At 63.0% G+C, this 20,725-nt stretch carries 19 protein-coding genes; 10 read left to right on the top strand and 9 right to left on the bottom strand.

Annotation, left to right across the window (positions count from 1 at the left end; all coding sequences use genetic code 11):
- Positions 1-47 precede the first annotated feature (47 nt).
- From rapZ to M1E05_RS11235, 9 genes are all read left to right on the top strand, one after another.
- The gene (gene rapZ, locus M1E05_RS11275; RefSeq protein WP_461162956.1) at positions 48-971 is read left to right on the top strand and encodes an RNase adapter RapZ; all 924 of its coding nucleotides are present in this window, start codon (positions 48-50) and stop codon (positions 969-971) included.
- On the top strand, positions 971-1,984 hold the full coding sequence (locus M1E05_RS11270) for a gluconeogenesis factor YvcK family protein (RefSeq protein WP_461162955.1): 1,014 nt from the start codon (positions 971-973) through the stop codon (positions 1,982-1,984). Before rapZ ends, M1E05_RS11270 begins: the two co-directional genes overlap by 1 nt.
- A gap of 9 nt (positions 1,985-1,993) precedes the next feature.
- The gene (gene whiA / locus M1E05_RS11265) at positions 1,994-2,974 is read left to right on the top strand and encodes a DNA-binding protein WhiA (RefSeq protein ID WP_247045268.1); all 981 of its coding nucleotides are present in this window, start codon (positions 1,994-1,996) and stop codon (positions 2,972-2,974) included.
- Positions 2,975-3,157: 183 nt separating this feature from the next.
- A complete protein-coding gene (locus M1E05_RS11260; protein ID WP_309106853.1) occupies positions 3,158-3,787 on the top strand; it encodes a superoxide dismutase in 630 nt (209 codons plus the stop codon).
- A gap of 259 nt (positions 3,788-4,046) precedes the next feature.
- The gene (gene gap / locus M1E05_RS11255; RefSeq protein WP_309106852.1) at positions 4,047-5,057 is read left to right on the top strand and encodes a type I glyceraldehyde-3-phosphate dehydrogenase; all 1,011 of its coding nucleotides are present in this window, start codon (positions 4,047-4,049) and stop codon (positions 5,055-5,057) included.
- Positions 5,058-5,067: 10 nt separating this feature from the next.
- Positions 5,068-6,294 carry a phosphoglycerate kinase gene (locus tag M1E05_RS11250; RefSeq protein ID WP_458114053.1) on the top strand — a complete coding sequence of 409 codons (1,227 nt, stop codon included), beginning with the start codon at positions 5,068-5,070 and terminating at the stop codon, positions 6,292-6,294.
- 73 nt (positions 6,295-6,367) lie between these two features.
- Positions 6,368-7,183 (top strand): triose-phosphate isomerase, encoded by an 816-nt coding sequence (tpiA, locus tag M1E05_RS11245; protein WP_458114052.1) that lies wholly within the window; start codon positions 6,368-6,370, stop codon positions 7,181-7,183.
- 49 nt (positions 7,184-7,232) lie between these two features.
- A complete protein-coding gene (gene secG, locus M1E05_RS11240) occupies positions 7,233-7,490 on the top strand; it encodes a preprotein translocase subunit SecG (RefSeq protein WP_458114051.1) in 258 nt (85 codons plus the stop codon).
- Positions 7,491-7,619: 129 nt separating this feature from the next.
- Complete coding sequence (locus M1E05_RS11235; RefSeq protein ID WP_458114050.1) at positions 7,620-8,000, top strand: RNA polymerase-binding protein RbpA; 381 nt, start codon at positions 7,620-7,622, stop codon at positions 7,998-8,000.
- Here the strand turns inward: M1E05_RS11235 and pgl are convergent.
- Genes pgl through tkt form a run of 6 tightly spaced genes read right to left on the bottom strand, consistent with a single transcriptional unit; the run spans position 7,971 to position 16,204 of the window.
- Positions 7,971-8,741 carry a 6-phosphogluconolactonase gene (pgl, locus tag M1E05_RS11230; RefSeq protein WP_458114049.1) on the bottom strand — a complete coding sequence of 257 codons (771 nt, stop codon included), beginning with the start codon at positions 8,739-8,741 and terminating at the stop codon, positions 7,971-7,973. The genes M1E05_RS11235 and pgl overlap by 30 nt on opposite strands.
- A 37-nt stretch (positions 8,742-8,778) precedes the next feature.
- Positions 8,779-9,720, bottom strand: a complete 942-nt coding sequence (locus M1E05_RS11225) for a glucose-6-phosphate dehydrogenase assembly protein OpcA (protein WP_458114048.1) — start codon at positions 9,718-9,720, stop codon at positions 8,779-8,781.
- A complete protein-coding gene (gene zwf, locus M1E05_RS11220) occupies positions 9,717-11,291 on the bottom strand; it encodes a glucose-6-phosphate dehydrogenase (protein ID WP_458114047.1) in 1,575 nt (524 codons plus the stop codon). The genes M1E05_RS11225 and zwf overlap by 4 nt, the downstream gene beginning before the upstream one ends.
- Positions 11,292-11,305: 14 nt before the next feature.
- Positions 11,306-12,940: a glucose-6-phosphate isomerase gene (locus tag M1E05_RS11215; RefSeq protein ID WP_461162954.1), complete on the bottom strand. Its 1,635-nt coding sequence runs from the start codon at positions 12,938-12,940 to the stop codon at positions 11,306-11,308.
- Between the two features lie 6 nt (positions 12,941-12,946).
- Entirely contained in the window at positions 12,947-14,062 is a 1,116-nt protein-coding gene (tal, locus tag M1E05_RS11210; RefSeq protein WP_461162953.1) for a transaldolase, read from the bottom strand.
- 24 nt (positions 14,063-14,086) lie between these two features.
- Positions 14,087-16,204, bottom strand: coding sequence for a transketolase (gene tkt, locus M1E05_RS11205; RefSeq protein WP_461165231.1), 2,118 nt, complete (start codon positions 16,202-16,204; stop codon positions 14,087-14,089).
- 513 nt (positions 16,205-16,717) lie between these two features.
- Between tkt and M1E05_RS11200 the strand changes: the two genes are divergently transcribed.
- Positions 16,718-17,668, top strand: coding sequence for a heme o synthase (locus M1E05_RS11200; protein ID WP_461162952.1), 951 nt, complete (start codon positions 16,718-16,720; stop codon positions 17,666-17,668).
- 330 nt (positions 17,669-17,998) lie between these two features.
- On the opposite strand, the gene M1E05_RS11195 is transcribed toward M1E05_RS11200, so the two are convergent.
- The 3 genes from M1E05_RS11195 to M1E05_RS11185 are packed head-to-tail and all read right to left on the bottom strand — an operon-like array spanning position 17,999 to position 20,674.
- Positions 17,999-18,943, bottom strand: coding sequence for a COX15/CtaA family protein (locus tag M1E05_RS11195; RefSeq protein ID WP_458114043.1), 945 nt, complete (start codon positions 18,941-18,943; stop codon positions 17,999-18,001).
- Positions 18,944-18,950: 7 nt separating this feature from the next.
- The gene (locus M1E05_RS11190; RefSeq protein WP_461162951.1) at positions 18,951-19,709 is read right to left on the bottom strand and encodes an ABC transporter permease; all 759 of its coding nucleotides are present in this window, start codon (positions 19,707-19,709) and stop codon (positions 18,951-18,953) included.
- On the bottom strand, positions 19,706-20,674 hold the full coding sequence (locus M1E05_RS11185) for an ABC transporter ATP-binding protein (RefSeq protein WP_461162950.1): 969 nt from the start codon (positions 20,672-20,674) through the stop codon (positions 19,706-19,708). The genes M1E05_RS11190 and M1E05_RS11185 overlap by 4 nt, the downstream gene beginning before the upstream one ends.
- Positions 20,675-20,725 lie beyond the last annotated feature (51 nt).

Below are 20,725 nucleotides of genomic sequence, written 5' to 3'. Positions count from 1 at the left end.
TACGTGCAGCTGCGCTTGAACGGCGCGGCAGAAATGGGGCTGAACTGATGGCAGAGTCGACGACAGGATCTGAAGCTGATCAGGACGGATCCTCGCCGGTCAAGCCTGTGGAAGCGGAGTTGCTTGTAGTCACCGGAATGTCAGGGGCGGGGAGGAGCACCGCAGCTGACGCATTGGAGGACCACGGCTGGTATGTGGTGGAGAACCTGCCTCCGCAGATGCTCGGAACCCTTGCTGAGCTCGTCTCGCATGCACCCCAGTCCATCCCTAAGCTCGCTGTAGTCATGGACGTACGCAGCAAGGCCCTTTTCGCGAACATCCGCAGTGCCCTTGGTGCGCTGGAGGCGAGCGGCGTCACCTTTCGCGTGCTGTTCCTCGATGCGAATGACAACGTGCTCGTCAGGCGTTTTGAGCAGGGACGGCGGCCCCACCCCCTCCAGGGCGGAGGCAGGATCCTTGACGGCATCGCCGCCGAGCGGGAGGTTCTGCAGGAACTGCGGGACTCCGCCGACGTCGTTCTGGACACCTCGGAGTTCAACGTCCATGGGCTCGCGACGGCCATCACAGAATTGTTCAGCGAAACGGGTCCGGTGGCCCTCCGCCTCAACGTCATGAGCTTCGGATTCAAGTACGGCCTCCCGGTGGACGCCAATTTCGTGGCCGATGCCCGTTTCATTCCCAACCCCCATTGGGTTCCTAATCTGCGGCCCCACACCGGGCTCGACGAAGACGTGAGCGACTACGTCCTGGAGGCGGATGGCGTGAAAAACTTTGTTGATCGCTATGTTCTGGCCCTGGAGCCCGTCCTGGACGGCTACCGGAGGGAGAACAAGCACTATGCCACCATCGCCGTGGGCTGCACAGGAGGGAAACACCGTTCAGTAGCGGTCGCCGTCGAACTTTCCAAAAAACTTGCCCAGTATCCCAGGGTTACCGTGACCACGACGCACCGGGACCTGGGTCGCGAATAATGGGTCTTCTTACCGGTCCCTTGCCTTTGGTGCCGCCAACCGGCGGCACGGGAGGCCAGCAGAAAGGCCCCACGGTGGTCGCACTGGGCGGCGGCCACGGGCTGTCCGCCTCGCTATCCGCACTCCGGCTTCTGACCTCGGAGCTCACGGCCGTCGTTACCGTCGCGGACGACGGCGGATCCTCCGGGCGGCTCCGAGAGGAATACGGCGTGCTTCCCCCCGGAGACCTGCGTATGGCCCTCTCAGCCCTGTGCGACGATACAGATTGGGGCCGGACCTGGCGCGACGTCATGCAGCACCGCTTCAGCCCCGTCAACGGCACCGGCGGTTCGCTGGACAGCCATGCAATGGGAAATCTGCTCATCGTGACCCTGTGGGAACTCCTCGGGGACACCGTGGCCGGGCTGAAGTGGGCGGGTGCCTTGCTTGGTGCCCGGGGGCAGGTTCTTCCCATGTCAAGCGTGCCCCTGACTATCGAAGGTGATGTCCGGGTTCAGGCTCCGGATGGCAGCACGGTCCTGCACACCGTTCACGGCCAGGCCAAATGTGCCGTCGCCGGTTCACTGGACCGGGTCCGTTTGCTGCCCGCAGGCGCCCCCGCCTGCACGGAGGCACTGATGGCCATTGAACTCGCTGATTGGGTGGTCCTCGGGCCCGGGTCCTGGTACACCTCTGTCCTTCCCCATCTCTTGTTGCCCGAAATGCGCCAGGCACTGTGTGATACTCCAGCCAAGCGGTGCCTGACCATGAACCTGGCAACGGACACGAAGGAAACATCGGGAATGTCCGCTGCTGACCATTTAAAGGTCGTGCGTGCCTACGCTCCTGAGTTCACCGTTGATGTTGTGCTCGCCGACCCCGCTTCAGTGCCCGATGTCAAGGAATTTGAGCAAGCGGCCGGGATGCTGGGAGCCGAGGTGGTCTTGGGTAAAGTAGGGGCGTCGAGCCGCCGTCCGATCCATGATCCCCTGCGATTGGCAACGGCGTATAACGATATTTTCGGGAACAGTTAGGAAGGCCTCATGGCACTGACAGCATCGGTCAAAGAAGAACTGTCCCGTTTGGACATCAAGAAGTCCTCGGTACGCAAGGCCGAAGTGTCAGCAATGCTGCGCTTCGCCGGGGGACTCCACATTATCTCCGGCCGCATTGTGATCGAGGCGGAGGTGGATCTCGCATCCACTGCGCGGCGACTGCGCGCGGCTATCGCGGAGGTCTACGGCCACCAGAGTGAAATCATCGTCGTGTCCGGCGGCGGCCTCCGCCGCGGGAACCGCTACGTCGTCCGCGTGGTGCGCGATGGCGAAGCCCTCGCACGTCAGACCGGCCTCCTGGACGCCCGGGGCCGTCCCGTACGGGGATTGCCTTCAGCCGTGGTCAACGGCTCGGCCGCAGACGCGGAAGCGGTGTGGCGGGGTGCCTTCCTGGCCCACGGCTCGCTCACGGAACCGGGCCGGTCCTCATCCATGGAGGTGACGTGTCCTGGACCGGAATCAGCATTGGCGCTTGTTGGTGCAGCGCGGCGCCTCAACATCCAGGCCAAGGCCCGCGAAGTCAGGGGAGTGGACCGGGTGGTGATCCGCGACGGCGATACGATCGCAGCGTTGCTCACCCGCATGGGCGCACACGACGCCCTGATGGTGTGGGAAGAACGGCGGATGCGGAAGGAAGTCAGGGCCACTGCCAACCGGCTCGCCAACTTCGACGACGCAAATCTGCGCCGTTCCGCCCAGGCAGCCGTCGCCGCGGGGGCAAGGGTAGACCGCGCTCTGGAGATCCTCGGGGACGATGTTCCGGACCATTTGAAGTACGCAGGCGAACTCCGGGTCGCTCACAAACAGGCCAGCCTGGACGAGCTTGGCCGGCTTGCCGATCCGCCTATGACGAAGGACGCCATCGCCGGAAGAATCCGCCGGTTGCTGGCTATGGCGGACAAAAAAGCGCTTGACCTGGGTATTCCCGGGACGGAAGCCAATGTGACGCCTGAAATGCTGGACGAGTAGGCCCGCCCCTAGAATCTAGAACGGACGATGGAAATACCCTGAACCAACCGGAGGTTATGCCCCTCGGGAGGCCACCGGAACGTCAGGGTTCAGCCACCGCAGTTTTCCGGGTGCTCAGCCATCCGGATGCACAATCCGAGAGTTACCGAACCGGACAACCCGTCCACGACATTGGAGGATTTTGTGACCGAGTACGTACTGCCCGAACTCAGCTACGACTATGCAGCGCTGGAGCCCCATATCTCCGCCCGAATCATGGAGCTGCACCACAGCAAGCACCACGCCGCCTACGTGGCTGGCGCCAACAACGCCCTGGCACAGCTTGCCGACGCCCGGGACAAGGGTGACTTCGCCAACATCAACAGGCTCTCCAAGGATCTGGCCTTCCACACCGGCGGGCACGTCAACCACTCCGTGTTCTGGAACAACCTCTCCCCGGACGGCGGCGACAAGCCTGAGGGCGAGCTGGCAGCAGCAATCGACGACGCCTTTGGGTCCTTTGACGCCTTCCGCGCCCAGTTCTCCGCCGCAGCCCTGGGCCTCCAGGGCTCAGGTTGGGGTTTCCTGGCCTACGAACCCGTTGGCGGCAACCTTGTCATTGAGCAGCTTTACGATCAGCAGGGCAACGTTGCGCTTGGCACCACCCCGCTGCTGATGCTGGACATGTGGGAGCACGCCTTCTACCTGGACTACGTCAACGTCAAGGCTGACTACGTCAAGGCATTCTGGAACATCGTCAACTGGGCCGATGTGGCTAAGCGGTTCGAGGGCGCCCGCGCCAACGCAACCGGCCTCATCACCCTCGGCGTGTGATCAGGACTACACGCGCTTGTAACAAACTTCACATTTAGGTTGATTCTGACCGAATCGTGGAAGGTCGGCCCCCGCACTTGCGGGGGCCGACCTTCTTAAACGTAAGATGGATCACGGAAGGCGGTTAGCCTTCAGCAATGTGGCTGGTCGCCCTCCGATCTGGTAATCATCTCTGCCCAATGGCGTGCGGGATCTGTTAGTTGGCTTTGAACGCCCGACTCAACTAGGTGTGCTTGCAAGAGCACCAAGGAGACTACAAGTGACGACCCGTATTGGTATTAATGGCTTTGGCCGCATTGGCCGCAACTACTTCCGCGCAGCCCTCGCGCAGGGCGCTGACCTCGAGATTGTTGCAGTCAACGACCTCACCAGCCCTGAAGCACTGGCCCACCTGCTCAAGTACGATTCCGTCGGCGGCCGGCTCAAGGAAACCGTTGAGGTCAAGGACGGCAACATCATCGTCAACGGCAACGCCATCAAGGTGCTGGCCGAGCGCGATCCCGCCAACCTGCCCTGGGGCGAACTCGGCGTCGACATCGTTATCGAATCCACCGGCTTCTTCACGAAAGCCGCCGCCGCACAGAAGCACATTGATGCCGGTGCCAAGAAGGTACTCATCTCTGCACCGGCCTCTGATGAGGACATCACCATCGTGATGGGTGTCAACGACGGGCTCTACGACTCGGCAAACCACAACATCATCTCCAACGCTTCCTGCACCACCAACTGCCTTGGCCCGCTGGCCAAGGTCATCAACGACGCCTTCGGCATCGAACGCGGCCTGATGACCACCATCCATGCCTACACCGCTGACCAGAACCTGCAGGACGGCCCCCACAACGACCTCCGCCGCGCCCGCGCCGCCGCCGTCAACATGGTTCCGACCTCCACCGGTGCCGCAAAGGCGATCGGCCTTGTCCTGCCGGAACTCAAGGGCAAGCTCGACGGCTACGCCATCCGCGTTCCGGTCCCCACAGGTTCGGCCACCGACCTCACCGTCACGGTTTCCCGCGAGACCACGGTCGAGGAAGTAAACGCGGCTCTGAAGAAGGCAGCTGAGTCCGATGAGCTGCAGGGAATCCTGACCTACACCGACGAACCGATCGTTTCCTCGGACATCGTTGGCGACCCCGCTTCCTCCATTTTCGACTCCGGCCTGACGAAGGTCATTGGCAACCAGGTCAAGGTTGTTTCCTGGTATGACAACGAATGGGGCTACTCCAACCGCCTCGTGGACCTGACGGAGCTCGTGGCAGCGAAGCTGGGCTAGGGTTAGCTACATGACATTTCACACCCTCAACGAACTGATCGCTGAAGGTGTCCGCGGGCGGTACATTCTTGTCAGAAGTGACCTGAATGTGCCGCTCGACGGCTCTACAGTGACTGACGATGGCCGTATCAAGGCCTCCCTTCCGGTCCTGGCAAAGCTCACGGACGCCGGTGCCCGCGTGCTGGTAACAGCCCACCTTGGCCGCCCCAAGGGCGCTCCCGAAGAGAAGTACTCGCTTAAGCCAGCCGTAGCGCGGCTTGCCGAGCTTGCTTCCTTCAACGTCACCCTTGCAGAAGACACTGTCGGGCAGTCCGCCAAGGAGCTGGCTGGCTCCTTGCAGGACGGCGAAGTCCTCGTCCTGGAGAACGTCCGGTTTGATGCCCGCGAGACCAGTAAGGACGATGCCGAGCGCGGAGCCTTCGCGGACGAGCTCGTGGCGCTTACGGGAACCAACGGCGCGTTCGTCGATGACGCCTTCGGTGCCGTGCACCGTAAGCACGCGAGCGTTTACGACGTCGCCACCCGGCTCCCGTCGTATCAGGGCGACCTCGTCCACACCGAAGTGGAAGTCCTCCGGAAGCTCACCACTGACACGCAGCGGCCCTACGTTGTGGTTCTGGGCGGCTCGAAGGTTTCCGACAAGCTTGCGGTGATCGACAACCTCATCGGCAAGGCCGACACCATCCTGGTGGGTGGCGGAATGCTGTTCACCTTCCTGGCCGCGGAAGGGCACAAGGTCGCCGGCAGCCTTCTGGAAGAAGACCAGATCCCGGTTGTCCAGGAGTACCTGCGGCGGGCGGCAGACGCGGGAACCGAATTTGTGGTGCCGAGCGACGTTGTCGTGGCAAGCAAATTCTCCGCTGACGCCGAGCACCAGACCGTGCCTGCTGATGCCATCGAAAGCAGCAATTTCGGGGCCCAGGGTATTGGCCTGGACATTGGCCCTGACTCTGCAGCTGCATTCGCCGATCGCATCAAGGCCGCCAAGACCGTTTTCTGGAACGGACCTATGGGCGTCTTTGAGTTCGAGGCGTTTGCCGCGGGTACCCGGGCGATCGCCGAGGCCCTGACCATCACGGACGCTTTTACAGTTGTCGGTGGCGGGGACTCCGCAGCCGCCGTGCGTACCCTCGGTTTCGAGGACAGCCAGTTCGGTCACATTTCCACTGGCGGCGGCGCCAGCCTGGAATACCTTGAGGGCAAGGAACTCCCCGGCCTGAGCGTTCTGGACCGCTGATTTTGCTCCGGCCGGCAGGGCACCTGTGGGTGCCCTGCCGGCCGTTTACATGACCATGACTTTTGGAGAAAACGTGACAACGTCAATGAACGGCACCTTCGACCGTACGCCCCTGATTGCTGGCAACTGGAAGATGAACATGGACCACGTCCAGGGCATCACCTTGCTGCAGAAGCTGGCGTGGACTCTTTCCGATGCCAAGCACGACTACAACCGTGTCGAGGTGGCAGTGTTCCCTCCATTCACCGACCTTCGTGGCGTCCAGACCCTCGTCCAGGGCGACGAGCTGGACGTCGTGTACGGTGGCCAGGATTTGTCCCAGTTTGAATCGGGTGCCTATACCGGCGATATCTCCGGCCAGTTCCTGAAGAAGCTCGGCTGCAAGTATGTCCTTGTGGGCCACAGTGAACGACGGACCGTCCACAACGAAACCGACGACGTCCTGAACGCCAAGGTCAAGGCTGCTTACCAGCATGGCCTTGTTCCGATCCTGTGCGTGGGTGAAGGACTTGAAATCCGCCAAGCGGGCACCCACGTAAGCCACACGCTTCAGCAGCTGCGTGCGAACGTGGAGGGCCTCTCGCCGGAGCAGGCCGCCGAACTGGTTGTCGCTTACGAACCCGTCTGGGCCATCGGAACAGGCGAGGTTGCCGGGCCGGAGGACGCACAGGAAATGTGTGCGGCCATCCGTGCCGAACTTGCCACCATCTTCGGGGACGAGATCGCCGCCAAGATCCGGCTCCTCTATGGCGGCTCGGTCAAGGCCAACAATGTTGCAGCCATCCTGAACGAACCCGACGTCGACGGCGTGTTGGTGGGCGGCGCAAGCCTTGATCCTGCCGAGTTTGCTAATATTGTCAGGTTCGAGAGTCACCTGCTGACGGATTAGTCCGGACACAGGTCAGGCTCCCGCAATTTCCATCTTCTGAAAGGCCGTCGTGGACGTTCTTCATGTCATTCTGCAGATCCTCCTGGGCATCACCAGCCTCCTGCTGACGTTGCTCATCCTCCTCCATAAAGGACGGGGCGGTGGTCTGTCGGACATGTTCGGTGGCGGTATGAGCTCCGGACTCAGCTCCTCTGGGGTGGCGGAACGTAACCTGAACCGGTTCACCGTCATCCTTGGCGTCACCTGGGGAATCGTCATCATCGCTTTGGGCCTGCTCATGCGGTTCACCGCGGGTGGCGACTCCTAGGCATAGCCAGGCCCGCGCCTCTTTCCGCATCTTCACCACCCGCCGGCGCTGACACCATCGGGAACTCCGCCTAAACTATGGCTGTTGACGTTTTTATGAGTCGCCCAGCCGAGTAACCAGGAGTTCCCGATGGTGCATGCTGCTTCAGGCTTCAGGGGCACCCGTGCCGGTGCCGCAGAGGGCTTCGTTCCCAAGAATCAGCCCGGAACTGCCGTCGGCGAGAGTTTGCCGCGTATTCGTGTCTCCTATTGGTGCTCTAAAGGACACGAAACGCGGCCTGTTTTTGTTAAGCTCCCGGAGGATCAGATCCCTGTGGTCTGGGACTGCCGCCGATGCGGCGGAACGGCGAGTCGGGGACAGTCGCAGCAGGAAGCCCCATTGGAAGAGCCTGAGGACGGCTACAAAAGCCACCTGGAGTACGTTAAAGAAAGACGCTCCAGCCAGGACGCCGAAGACGTCCTGGCTGGAGCGCTTGAAAGACTACGCGCTGGCGGGACTCTTCCGGATTAGCTGCTCCGGGACCCGCGAGGCGGCGTTCTCGTCGATGAGCCAGAGAGTCCGGGAGCGGCCGGCAGGACCAGCTGCCGGGACCTGCACCGGATTAGCGCCGGCCAAGGCCAGGCCCACGGCTCCGGCTTTGTCCTCGCCTGCAACCACCATCCAGACTTCCGCTGCTGTGTTAATGGCAGGCAAAGTCAAGGAAATCCGCTGCGGCGGCGGCTTGGGTGAATTCCGGACACCCACCACGGTGAGTTCCTTCTCCCTGATTCCTGCCTGTTCGGGGAACAACGACGCAACGTGCGCGTCCGGTCCTACCCCCAGAAGGAGGATATCGAACCTCGGAAGCTTCCCTGGCGTCTCCGGACGGTCATCCGAGGCATCTGCCGCATGCTCAGCTGCAGCGGCTTCTGCCAGCCTTCTGGCATAATCTTCAGCCGCTTCCTCCGGCGTCGCAAACTGCCCAGTGGACCCCGGCTCGTGAACCCTGGCAGGATCCACGCCTATGTGCGATAACAGGGCAGCGTGCGCTTGGCGGGTGTTCCGGTCGTCGTCGTCGGCGGCCACAAAGCGCTCATCGCCCCACCAGAAGTTGACCTTGGACCAGTTGACTGCCGGGGCAGCGGCGGAATCGGCAACGGCCTTGAGGGTACCGATTCCCACTGTGCCTCCGGTGAGGACGACAGTCGCCTCGCCGTATCGGTCCTGAACGTCCACAAGCTTGGTGATCAGGCGCGCAGCGATCGCCGCCATCAATACGGAGGAGTCAGGATGAATACTTACTCTGGGCTCAGGCCTCACTTGGATGGACACTCCTTGGATTAGTAAGTGGAAGTCCAATAGTAATCACTTCACCGAACACATCGTCTGGATCCAGGCGGCGGAGTTCCTCGGCGAGGCAGTCCTTCAGGCTCCGGCGGGGGAGGGAGATCCGTTGTGCGGGCTGCCCTGGCTGGGTGAGTTCCGCAACGGAAAGTCCCGGCCTGAACAGCTGTACGTCCCCGCTTGCCCTGCTGAGGCGTACGCGTCGGATGCCCGTGCCCGCGGGATCGGCAACTATGGTGACGGGTGCGTCCAGCGCCAGCGTAAGCCACGCGGCGAGGAGCAGCGTGCTGGGGGAGTCGGAGGCTCCCTCGACGGCGATGGCCGTAACCGGAGAGGAGTCCACCTGGTCCAGGACTGCCGCGAGTTGGATCCGCCAGTTGGTGAGGCGGGTCCACGCGAGGTCCGTGTCGCCTGCCTTATAGGTTCTGCGGATGTTCTCCAGGGCCGTAGCAGGATCGGGCTCGTTGGCGGAGTCAGTAATCCTGCGGTGGGCAATTCTGCCGATGGAGGTGTCGCAGGCGCTCTTGGGGGCACCGTGCGGCCACCACGCGACGATGGGGGCGTCCGGCAGCAGCAGGGCCGCCACGAGGGATTCGCTTTCCTCAGCCAGTTCTCCAAAGCCCCGCAGCACAATAACCTCGGAGGCTCCGGCATCCCCGCCGACACGGATCTGGGCGTCCAGCCTGGTCGGGGCGGAGGCTCCTGCGTCGGCAAGCACGATGATCCTGCAGGGGTGTTCCCGGCTGGCTTCGTTGGCCGCCTCGATGGCTTCTTCCTCGAGCCCGGATTTGGTGACGACGACGAGCGTCAGCACCCGGCCCAAGGCGATGACGCCCCCCTGCTCGCGCAGGGACATGATCTTTTTGGAGATTTTCGAGGTGGTTGTGTCGGGAAGATCTACGATCATGGCCTTCTCCAGGTTCGTCCGTCGCGGGCAAGCAGTTCATCTGCCGAAGCAGGTCCCCAACTCCCGGGGGCGTACGGCTCAGGCTGTTCGTTCAGGCCCTCCCAGTACTCTTCGAAGGGGTCCAGGATCTTCCAGGACAGTTCCACTTCCTGATGCCGCGGGAAGAGCGGCGGCTCGCCCAGCAGCACGTCCAGGATCAGGCGCTCGTAGGCTTCCGGGCTGGACTCCGTGAAGGCATGGCCGTAGCCGAAGTCCATAGTGACATCCCGGACTTCCATCTGCGTGCCCGGGACCTTGGAGCCGAACCGGATAGTGGCGCCCTCGTCCGGCTGGACGCGGATGACTACGGCGTTCTGACCGAAATCGTCCTCGGCATGGTCGCGGAACAGCAGGTTCGGCGCGCGTTTGAAGACGACGGCGATCTCGGTCACGCGCCGGCCCAGGCGTTTGCCGGCACGAAGATAGAAGGGAACGCCGTTCCAACGCCGGGTGTTGATGTCCACGCGGATGGCCGCGTAGGTCTCAGTGGTGGAGTCTGCAGGGATGCCGTCTTCCTCGAGGTACCCGAGGACCTGTTCCCCGCCCTGCCAGCCACCGGCGAACTGACCACGCGCGGAGTGCGTGGAGAGATCGTCCGGCAGTTTGACGGCGGCGAGGACCTTTTCCTTTTCGGCACGCAGATCATCGGCGTTGAAGGAAATGGGCTCTTCCATGGCCGTCAGAGCAAGGAGCTGCAGCAGGTGGTTCTGGATGACGTCCCGGGCTGCCCCGACGCCGTCATAATATCCAGCCCGGCCGCCGGTACCGATGTCCTCTGCCATGGTGATCTGGACGTGATCCACGTAGTTCGCATTCCACAACGGCTCGAACAGCTGGTTCGCGAAACGCAACGCCAGGATGTTCTGCACCGTCTCCTTGCCGAGGTAGTGGTCGATCCTGAAAACGGCGTCCTGCGGAAACACGGACTCCACGATGTCATTGAGCTGACGCGCGGATTCGAGATCGTGCCCGAACGGCTTCTCAATGACCACGCGACGCCAGTTGTCCCCGCCGGCCTGGGCCAGTCCGTGCTTGGACAGCTGCCGGCACACCTGTTCGAAGGCTTTCGGCGGGATCGAGAGGTAGAACGCATGATTGCCGCGGGTTCCGCGTTGTGCATCGAGCTCGTCAATGACGTCACCGAGCCGCTCAAAGGCCGCGTCATCGTCGAATTCACCCTGTACGAAGCGGATGCCTTCAGACAGCTGGTTCCAGACCGCTTCATCGAATGGAGTGCGGGAGTAGGCCTTGACTGACTCCTTTACTTCCGCCGCAAAGTCCTCGTTCTCCCACTGACGGCGGGCAAACCCCACCAAGGCGAAGCTTGGCGGGAGCAGCCCGCGGTTGGCGAGGTCGTAGACGGCCGGCATCAGCTTTTTGCGGGCGAGGTCTCCGGTAACTCCGAAAAGCACCAAGGAGGAGGGCCCGGCAATGCGGTTCAGACGACGATCACGCGGGTCCCGCAGAGGATTCCGCAGGGCCCCACGCGAGAATGGAGCCGGCCTTCTGCCGCCGTTTTCAGTTTCTGGCATGGTAGCTCGGTGCCTTAGCTTTCGAGTCGGGACGCGGCCTGGCCGGCCAGCGCAGCAATGATCTCCTGCAGCTGCTGCACACCGGCTGCACGATCAGTGAGGTGGAGGCGAAGGACCGGGCGGCCATGCTCGCTCAGGACCTGTGCGTCACCGGCAGCCTGCGCGGCAATGAGTTCGCCGAACGTGAAGGGACGCTCCGGAATGGGGAGATCCTTTGCCGCCGCAGCCGTAACCTGCAGGAAGACACCGATCGCCGGCCCGCCCTTGTGGAACTGGCCCGTGGAGTGCAGGAACCGGGGTCCCCAACCGAACGTGACGGGACGGCCGCTGACGGCTGCCAACTGGTCCCGGACAGCCTCGAGGGACGCGAAGGCCAGGCGGTCAAAATATGCCTGCACGCTAAGGTAGCCGTCTTCACCCAGCTGGGAAAGCAGGGACGTTACAGCATCGGCGGCCGTGGCAGAATCGCCAAGCCACTCCCCGCCGCGAACCTCGATAACCCCGTCCACAAAACTGGCCGGAGTGGGTTCGGGCTGGGCGTCCAAGAGACCGCGGGCAGCAACCTTGGCAGCTTCAACGTCGGGCTGGTCGAAGGGATTGATCCCCAGGAGCCGGCCGGCAACTGCCGTTGCGAACTCCCACACCATCATCTGGGTGGGGAGACCGCCGGCGATGGCAACTTCGTTTTCCCCAAGTTCGACGTCGGCGTCCGCGGCCACGAGCCGCACCACCAGAACGTCTTCGGCACCGCCGGTGACCTCAGGTGATTGCGGTCCAGCAACCACGGGAAGGACGCCCGTCCCGAGCTTGCCCGTCGACTCGGCGATCAACTGCTCTGCCCAGTCTGCGAAACCGACTATTCCTGAGCCGTCCTCAGCGATGACGATTTTGTTCCGCAGAGGTGTGGTGCCACCAAGGGCAGCGCCGAGTGCAAGGCCGATGTTTTCAGGCGCGTCGTCATTGAGGATTTCCGCGGCTTCCTCAGCTTCGTCGAGGAACGCCTGGATATCGACGCCGGCAAGTCCGCAGGGCACGAGCCCGAACGCAGTCAGGGCAGAGTAACGCCCACCCACGTTGGGATCCGCGTTGAACACCTGCCGGTAGCCTGCTTCGCGGGAAGCCTTATCAAGAGGGGAACCCGGATCGGTGACGATAATGATCCGGCTCTTCGCATCTAGCCCCGCCTCGGTGAAGGCCTGTTCGAAAATGCGTCGCTGGGAATCTGTCTCAAGCGTTGAACCTGATTTGGAAGACACCACAATTGCGGTTTCGGTGAGCCTGTCGGCGAGGACAGCACTGACCTGTTCAGGGTCGGTGCTGTCGAGCACACTCAGCTCGACGCCTGCAGTTCCTGCCATGACCTCCGGAGCCAGCGAGGAGCCGCCCATCCCACAAAGAACGATCCGGGTGATGCCCTCTGCACGAAGTGCGTCCCGGAGTTCCAGGATCGGGGCGACCAGTGCTTGTGAAACGGTGGCGGCCTCGACCCAACCCAAGCGGACAGCAGATTCGGCTTCCGCATCAGGACCCCACAGGGTGTGGTCCTTTGCAAAAATGCGGCTCGCTATCCGATCCTCAACGAGGGTGGGGACGTGCTGTTCAAGGGCCTGGCGTGCTGCGCCGGTGGCGTCGTAGCTGAGTGTGCTCATGATGGACTAGGAAGCCTTCCGTGCAGCGGCGAGGGCGCCCTCGACGTCGGCCAGCAGTTCCTTCCAGCTGGCGACGAACTTGTCCAGTCCTTCGGACTCGAGGAGCGCGACGACCTCGTTGTAGGAGATGCCCAAGGCATCCAGGGCGTCAAGGGTGGCGTTGGCTTCCTCGTAGCGGCCGGTGATGGTGTCACCGGTGATCACTCCGTGGTCGAACGTGGCGTCGAGGGTCTTCTCGGGCATGGTGTTAACAACGCCGGGAGCGACGAGTTCGGTGACGTAGAGGGTGTCCGGGTAGGCCGGGTCCTTCACGCCAGTGGAGGCCCACAGCGGGCGCTGGGGGAGGGCACCGGCATCGGCGAGCAGGGCCCAGCGCTCGGTGGAGAAGAGTTCTTCGTAGACCTGGTAGGCCAGACGGGCGTTCGCGACGCCGGCCTTGCCCTTGAGCGCCTTGGCCTCGTCGGTGCCGATCGCGTCGAGGCGCTTGTCGATTTCGGAGTCGACGCGGGAGACGAAGAACGATGCCACGGAGTGGATCCTGGAGAGGTCGTGGCCGTTGTCCTTGGCCTGCTCCAGACCTGACTGGAACGCGTTGATCACGGCGCGGTAGCGCTCGAGGGAGAAGATCAGGGTCACGTTCACGCTGATGCCCGCGGCCAAAGTGGTGGTGATCGCTTCGAGGCCCTCAAGGGTCGCCGGGATCTTGATGTGGACGTTGTCCTTGTTGACCTTCTTGTACAGGTGCTGGGCCTCGGCCACGGTACCGGCGGTGTCCCAGGCGAGGCGGGGATCCACCTCGATGGAGACGCGGCCGTCAACACCGTTGCTGGCTGCCGCGACAGGGGCGAAGAGGTCGCAGGCGTCGGCGACGTCGGTGGTGGTGATTTCGAAGATGGTCTCTTCGATTGACGCGCCGGCCGCTGCCTGCGCGGCGATCGTGGCGTCGTAGTCCGTGCCGGTGGTGATCGCGGCGTGGAAGATGGACGGGTTCGTGGTGACGCCGACGACGTTCTTCTCGTCGATGAGCTTCTGCAGCGTGCCTGTTTCCAGACGTCCGCGGGAAAGGTCATCAAGCCAGATGGAAACGCCGGCCTCGGACAGCTGCTGTGTGGGGGTAGTCATTTTTTTATCTCCTGGAATTCGTGTTCAGGCCTGCAGGCCAGCGAGGGAGTCCTTGGCGGCGGCGGCAACAGCCTCCGCGGTGATGCCGAACTCCTGGAAAAGGCGCTTGTAGTCAGCGGAAGCGCCGTAGTGCTCGAGTGATACGGAGCGGCCGGCGTCGCCGACGAACTCCCTCCAGCCCAGGGCGAGCCCGGCTTCAACGGATACCCGGGCCTTGACGGCGTCGGGCAGCACGGATTCACGGTAGGCCGCGTCCTGCTTGTTGAACCACTCGACACAAGGCATGGAGACAACGCGGGCTGCGATGCCTTCGGCCTGAAGGGCTTCGCGGGCCTGGACGGCCAACTGGACCTCGGAGCCGGTACCGATGAGGATGACGTCGGCCGGGACCGTTGCGCCGTCCTTCGAGGCCTCGGCCAGGACGTAACCGCCCTTGGCGACTCCCGCCGTCGAACCGAAGGTGTCGCCGTCAGCGGTGCCTTCGCCGCGGGCGTACGTGGGAATGTTCTGGCGGGTCAGCACGATGCCGGCCGGGTTCTCGTGGTTCTCCAGCATGGTCTTCCATGCCGCAGCCACCTCGTTGGCGTCACCGGGACGGACAACGTCCAAACCAACGATGGCGCGCAGTGAGGCGAGCTGTTCTACAGGCTGGTGGGTGGGACCGTCTTCACCCAGGCCGATGGAGTCATGCGTCCAGACGTACAGCGACGGAACGCCCATGAGGGCACCGAGGCGGATGGCCGGACGCTGGTAATCGCTGAAGATCAGGAACGTACCGGAGAACGCACGGGTCTTGCCGTGCAGGGCAATGCCGTTCACGATTGACGCCGCGGCATGCTCGCGGATACCGAAGTGGAGCACGCGGCCGTACGGGTTCCCGGACCAGGCGTCAGTCTGCTTGGACGCGGGGATGAACGACGGCGAGCCCTCGATGGTGGTGTTGTTGGATTCAGCAAGGTCTGCGGAGCCGCCCCACAGTTCCGGCATGACCGGGCCAAGCGCGTTGAGCACCTTGCCGGAGGCTGCGCGTGTGGAAACGTCCTTGCCGGCCGGGAAAACGGGAAGTGCGGCGTCCAGGCCCTCGGGCAGTTCGCGGGCTTCCACACGCTCCAGGAGCGCGGCGTTTTCCGGGTTGGCTGCCTGCCAGGCGTTGAAGGATTCTTCCCATTCCTTGCGGGCCTCCGCGCCGCGGTCCACTACAGAGCGGGCGTGGGCCAGGACTTCCTGGTCAACGTCGAAGGACTTGGCCGGGTCGAAGCCCAGAACCTTCTTTAGCCCTGCTACTTCTTCCGCGCCCAGGGCGGAACCGTGGATCTTGCCCGTGTTCTGCTTCTTCGGGGCGGGGTAACCAATGATGGTACGCAGCGAAATGATGGAAGGCTTCGACGTTTCGGCCTTGGCGGTGAGCAGTGCCGAGTACAGCTCCTGCACGTCTTCCTTGTATTCGCCGGTCTTGGTCCAGTCCACGCGCTGGGTGTGCCAGCCGTAAGACTCGTAGCGCTTCAGCACGTCCTCCGTGAAGGAGATGTCGGTGTCGTCCTCGATGGAGATGTGGTTCTCATCGTAGATAACAACAAGATTGCCCAGTTCCTGGTGACCCGCCAGCGAGGAAGCCTCAGAGGTCACGCCTTCCTGGAGGTCGCCGTCGGATGCGATAACCCAGATGGTGTGGTCAAACGGGCTGGTGCCGGCGGCAGCATCGGCGTCGAACATGCCGCGCATACGGCGCTGCGAGTAAGCGAACCCAACAGAGGATGCCAGGCCCTGGCCCAGCGGGCCGGTGGTGATCTCCACGCCGGCGGTGTGCTTGTACTCCGGGTGCCCGGGGGTCAGTGAACCCCAAGTGCGCAGCGCCTCCAGGTCCTTCAGCTCCAGGCCGTAGCCGGAAAGGAACAGCTGGATGTACAGGGTCAGTGATGTGTGGCCCGGGGACAGGATGAAACGGTCGCGTCCCAGCCAATCAGGATTCCGGGGATCGTGGCGCATCAGCTTCTGGAAGAGAAGGTATGCGGCAGGCGCCAGACTCATGGCCGTCCCGGGGTGGCCGTTGCCCACCTTCTCCACGGCATCCGCGGCCAATACCCTCACGGTATCCACGGCGCGTTGGTCCAAGCTGGTCCATGACAGTTCTTGCTCTTCCAAATGTGGCACGAAAACCGGGCCCCTCTCTGTGCTGACGGCAATTGGTACGGCCAGGCCGGAACAGGGCACATGATGGCGCCTGCTGCAGTGTGTACCAGCCGTTCACCATTGAAACGTTGATCTATCTTCAGTCGCATGGCAGAGGGGGGAATACGCTTTCCAGCGCTACCCCTTGCGTGCTGATCTGGTGACAGCTTAGCCCTAATCCACACCCTGGTCAGCGTGAATCTCACTAAGTGGACTGAATTTTCCTTATATGAATCACCGTATAGCAGGGAGGTTGTGAGAATCAGTTAACCTCCCTGAATCATTGGCAAAGTCGCAGGAAAAACCCTCCGGCGAAGCCACAGGCAAAACAAACGACGCCGACGGAATGGCAAGTGAACAATGCCGGCGGTAGCTCCACGGTATGATAATCGAAGGCCGCCGAAGGGGTGCGCAGGCCCGTTTTGCGGGTCCCGCCATTGAGGTCCACCGGAAATAAACCGCCAGACAGAACAGAGTGACTGCACCGTGAGTACAACCGATACGCCTCTCAACGCTGCCCGGCTTCCGGGGAAGGCAGGCATCGCCCGCAAAGCGAAGGCGTACGTGGCCCTCACCAAACCAAGGGTCATTGAACTTCTCCTCGTCAGCACCCTTCCCACCATGATCTACGCAGAGCGCGGCTTCCCCTCGGTTGGGCTCATCCTCGCGACACTGGTTGGCGGAGCCTTCGCCGCGGGCAGTGCGGGCGCTTTCAACTGCTACATCGACCGCGACATCGACAAACTGATGCACCGCACCGAGAAGAGGCCTCTCGTCACGGGCGAGGTTACCCCCCGTGAAGCGCTGGTTTTCGCGTCTCTCCTTGGCGCCGCGGCGATTGCCATCCTCTGGTTCGGAGCAAACCCGCTGTCCGCCTGGCTGGGCCTCGGCGCCATCCTTTTCTACGTGGTCATTTACACCATGATCCTGAAGCGGCGCACTGCCCAGAACATTGTGTGGGGCGGTGCCGCGGGGTGCTTTCCCGTCCTGATCGCCTGGGCTGCCGTGACAAACACCGTCGAGTGGCCCGCCGTCGTTCTCTTCATGGTGATTTTCCTGTGGACGCCGCCGCACTACTGGCCGCTTTCCATGCGGTATGGCGAAGACTACCGGAACGCCAATGTGCCCATGCTTGGTGCCATCGCCGGCGCCAGGGTGGTTTCTGTCCAGGTGGTCCTTTATGCGTGGGCCATGGTGGTGTGTTCACTGCTGATGGTCCCCGCCGGCGGCGCGGGTTGGGTTTACACAGCAACCGCCGTGCTCGCAGGTGCATGGTTCCTCTCTGAGTCCCACGCCCTCTACAACAGGGCGCAGGCCGGAGACGTTTCGAACAAGGGTGCCATGAAGGTTTTCCACGGCTCCATCAGCTACCTCACCCTACTCTTTATCGCCCTCGCCATTGATCCGTTCGTTGGCACGGCATTGATGTCCGGCTAGCCCTCCCAGACGCTCCCTCACGTCTCGCGGCTTAACCCCAAACGCTCCCTCACGTCTCGCGGCCTAACCCCAAACGCTCCCTCACGTCTCGCGGCCTAACCCCAAACGCTCCCTCACCTTTCGCGGCTTAACCCCAAACGCTCCCTCACCTTTCGCGGCTTAACCCCAAACGCTCCCTCACGTCCCGCGGCCTAACCCCAAACGCTCCCTCACACGATCTGAGCGAGCGTCCGGCACTCAGGCACAGAATCTGAGCGAGCGCCCGGCACTCAGGCACAGAATCTGAAGGAGCGTCCGGCATTTAGGCGCAGGATCTGAAGGAGCGTCGGGTTATTTAACTGGGCTTGAGCGAGCGAGGTCCGCGGCGTTGGTTGCTGCGATCATCAGCAGTGCCGCGCCGAGCATGTGCATGCCAACCAGCAGCGCTGGGATCCCGTTGTAGTACTGGCTGAAGCCAATGACAGCCTGCAGCACAGTTACCGAGAGCAACAGGAAAACGGCGGAGCGGAACGGGCCGTTGATCTTTCCCTGCAAGACGAGATACAGGGCCAACAGGGACCCCGCCGTAATCAGGTACGCCGGCACTGCATGGATGTGCGAGAACAAATCCCAGTCGAGGTTGTTGCGGGGGGCATCGGCATCGCCGGCGTGTGGCCCGGCCCCCGTCACCACAACTCCCAGGCACACAGCAACAGCAGAGAAAAGGGCGACGGCGGCCATCAGCGGGCGCGCCACGCCAGGCAGAGGGGCCAGCTGTATTGAGCGGAACCTGCCCGTCCTGCCATAGGCCCGGTTAACCAGCAATGTTGCCAGCACCACCAACCCCATGGAGACGAGGAAATGCAGGCCCACAACCCACGGGTTGAGCTGGGTGAGGACGGTGATTCCGCCGATGATGGCCTGCGCCGGGATGCTTGCCAACAGTCCGAGAGCCAGGAGGAACAGATCGCGACGCTCCTTGCGCAGGTTCCACAAGTACACCAGCATCAGGGCCGCAACGGCCGCCAGAGCGAACGTGAGGAGCCGGTTGCCGAACTCGATGAAGCCGTGGAGCCCCATCTCGGGGGTGTTGACCAGGGAATCCTCGGTGCAACGCGGCCAGGTGGGGCAGCCCAGGCCCGAGGATGTGAGCCGTACGGCACCTCCGGTCACCACCAGAATCGTCTGGCCGATGAGGGACAGGACCGCAAGGCGGAGCACCGTCCTGTCCACCGACACGGGGAGCTTGGAAGTAAACCGGGACACGATCCCGGGGAGGCGCGATGCCGTACTCACAGGTTTCTCAATTCCACTTGAACCAACGGGCCGCTGCTGCGCCGGCGACGGCCGTCCACAGCAGCAGGACAAGAACGGCCGCGGTGTTGACGCGCCCATGCAGCAATGCGTCCCGCAAGGCCTCACCGAGGGCGCCGGACGGCAGGAAGTGCACTAGGTGCTGGGCCGGGCCGGGCAGCCGTTCCGCCGGGATGACGATGCCGCCGAGTGCCCCGAGCAGAATCCACAGCAGATTGGTGATAGCCAGGGTGGCTTCAGGACGGACAGTGCCGGCTACTAGAAGGCCAAGGGCAGTGAAAGCTGCTCCGCCCACCACCAGCAGGACAAGGCCCGGGAGCAGGCCTGCCGGGTTGGGCTGCCAGCCCAGGATCGCGGCTACTGAACCGATCACCAGCACCTGCAGGGCGAGGACTGCCAGCACCGCCAGGATCTTTCCAGCGATGAGCCCGGTCCGGCCGAGCGGCGTGGTGGACAGGAACCGCAGTACGCCGTAACGGCGGTCGAATCCTGTGGAAATGCCTTGACCCGTGAAGCCTGTGGACATGGCGCAGAGGGCGAGGATGCCCGGCACTGCGACGTCGACCCGGCTCCCGCCGAGCCCGTCCAGCAGTGGTGTGACGGTCAGGCCCACCAAGGCCAAGAGCGGCAGCACGATGGCAAGTATCAGTTGTTCGCCGTTGCGGATCATGGTCAGGGCCTCATAGCCGCCTTGAAGCGCGATCCGTTTGAACAGAGGCGCGGGGGCGCCTCCGAGCGTCTCGCTCATCGGATATCCCTTCCGGAAATGTCCAGGAATACATCCTCGAGGCTGCGGGCTTCCAGGTTCAGGGAGCCGGGCATGATGCCGCGTGCTGCCCACCAGGCGGTGAGGGCGGCAAGGTCCTCGGGGGTGAGCGCACCAGTGGCGGAGTAGCTCCCGGCCCTGCTCTCCCTGACGTCGATTCCTGCAGGAAAAACACCAGTGAAGTCCAGGCCTGGCCGCGCCTCGAAGAGGAGGGTTCGGATGTGGGGCTGGGCCGGGTCGGGTGAAACGTTCCGCTGCAGCAGTTGCGCCACCGTTCCCTGCGCGACGTTCCTGCCGGCGTCAATGATGTAGACGTAATCGGCGAGACGCTGTGCGTCGTCCATAAGGTGGGTTGTCAGGATGATTCCCATCCCGGCCGAACGCAGTTCGGTGATGAGTTCAAAGACAATGTTGCGGGACTGCGGATCCAGGCCGGCGCTTGGCTCGTCAAGGAAAAGCACCTCGGGCCGACCCACCAGCGCGGCCGCGAGGGCGAGGCGCTGCTTCTGCCCCCCGGAGAGCCGGCGTACGCTGGTTCTGCTGAAGGTATCGATTCCCAGCCGCTGAATCAGCTCGTCCAGAGGCCAGGGGTTCCGGTACATTCCCGCTATATGGCGGAGTAACGGGATGGGACGGGCCGACGGCGGCAGTCCACCGTCCTGCAGCATCACACCGACCCGGGAGCGAAGGCCGGCATCAGCCGTATCGGGGTCCTGCCCCAACAGGGTGATAGTTCCACCAGTGCGTTTTTGAAGGCCCTGTGCGCATTCAATTGTGGTGGTTTTGCCTGCGCCGTTGGCGCCCAGGAGGGCAGTGACCTTGCCGCGCTCGGCCACGAGGGACAGGCCACCCACTACCCGGAGCATCTTGCCATCCAGGGCCGGGAGCGGACCAACGTCCTTGACTAACCCGTCTATGGACAGAACAGTGGATTGGGGGGATTGCACCAAAGCATTCTACGTGATGTAGTAGCAGTGCACTCAGTTCAGGTTCCGGGG

Source organism: Arthrobacter sp. R4-81, from assembly GCF_054792365.1.
Note: the sequence above shows the minus strand (reverse complement) of the source record. Positions and strands in the feature narration are given on the sequence as shown.